Here is a 1159-nt window from a genome sequence, read left to right as displayed (position 1 = left end):
CGACTGTCACGCGTCGCTCGGCGGTCCCGACGTGTGGGACGGGAGGCCCTTTGCGGGCCCGCACCGCGCCTCCCGTCCGCCGGGTGGTGCGTCTACCGCGTGCGCCGCACGTCCCACAGGTGGTGCACCGGGTCGTGCGCGTAGTAGGTGGCGAGCGTGGCGACGGTGAAGGCGCTGCCGTCGGACCGGAGGCCGGTGCGTCCCAGCTGGTCCTCCCGCACGTCGTCGAAGGCCCGGGCAGCACGGTGCGCCGCCTCGCCGAGCTCCCGCACGACGGTGGCGGGGTCCTGCTCGCCGTACCGGTCCTCGACGGCCGTGGCGTCCTGGTCCCAGTTCGGGAACGCCGGGGCGTCCTCGGCGAGCATGAGTGCCAACCGCTCGGCCATCTTGCGGTGCACGTCACGCACGTGCGCGGCGTACTCGAGCGGTGACCAGGTGTTCTCGTCGGGGCGGTCGCGCACGTCCTCACGGTCGAGGATCGCCGGCCACGCCGAGGTGTTCGCGTCGATGATCCCCGGGACGTCGCGGATCGTGACCGCGCTGCCGTCGTAGCCGCACTCGGGGCACGCGGACTCGATGACCCACGTCCAGTTCTTCGTCTCGGGTTCGATCGCCATGGCTGGATGGTACGGCCTGTCACCGTCCGCTCCGATCCGCGTGCCCGAGGCGATCGACGCCGACCCCCGTCCGGGGGACACGCCGGTCCCTGTGAATCACCGGTCAATGACATTCCGGTCGCTCGGTATCGTCGACGGCTGTTCCCGGGCCGGTACCCGTCGGCCCGCCGATCCTCCGAGGAGAAACGCATGGGTTCCGACCCCAGCAGTACCCCGACCCGACCGCACCGACGGCTCCGCGAGAGCGACGTCACCGTGGTCGACAAGAGCATGATGCGACGAGCCGTCAGCGGCATGGTGGTCGGCAACACCATGGAGTGGTACGACGTCGGCGTCTACGGCTACCTGGCCGTCACGATGGGGAAGGTCTTCCTCCCGACGGCCGAACCCGCGGTCCAGATCCTGTTCAGCCTCGGTGTCTTCGCGGCCACGTACATCGCCCGGCCGCTCGGCGGCATCGTGTTCGGTCGTCTCGGCGACCGCATCGGGCGGCAGAAGGTCCTCGCGACGACGCTCATCATGATGGCGACGTCGACGTTCCT

2 protein-coding genes are annotated in these 1159 nt (G+C 70.4%); one reads left to right on the top strand and one right to left on the bottom strand.

Annotated features, from left to right (window positions below):
* Window positions 1–92: 92 nt before the first annotated feature.
* Window positions 93–617: a DinB family protein gene (locus tag I5E_RS02680; protein ID WP_022905626.1), complete on the bottom strand. Its 525-nt coding sequence runs from the start codon at window positions 615–617 to the stop codon at window positions 93–95.
* A 189-nt stretch (window positions 618–806) separates the two neighbouring features.
* Here I5E_RS02680 and I5E_RS02675 point away from each other — a divergent pair.
* A partial coding sequence (locus tag I5E_RS02675; RefSeq protein WP_031261224.1) for an MFS transporter occupies window positions 807–1159 on the top strand: 353 nt, incomplete at its 3' end.

It is taken from the genome of Curtobacterium sp. B18 (genome assembly GCF_000333375.1).
In the GTDB taxonomy this organism is placed as follows: Bacteria; Actinomycetota; Actinomycetes; order Actinomycetales; family Microbacteriaceae; genus Curtobacterium.
This window is presented reverse-complemented; position numbering and strand designations above follow the sequence as displayed.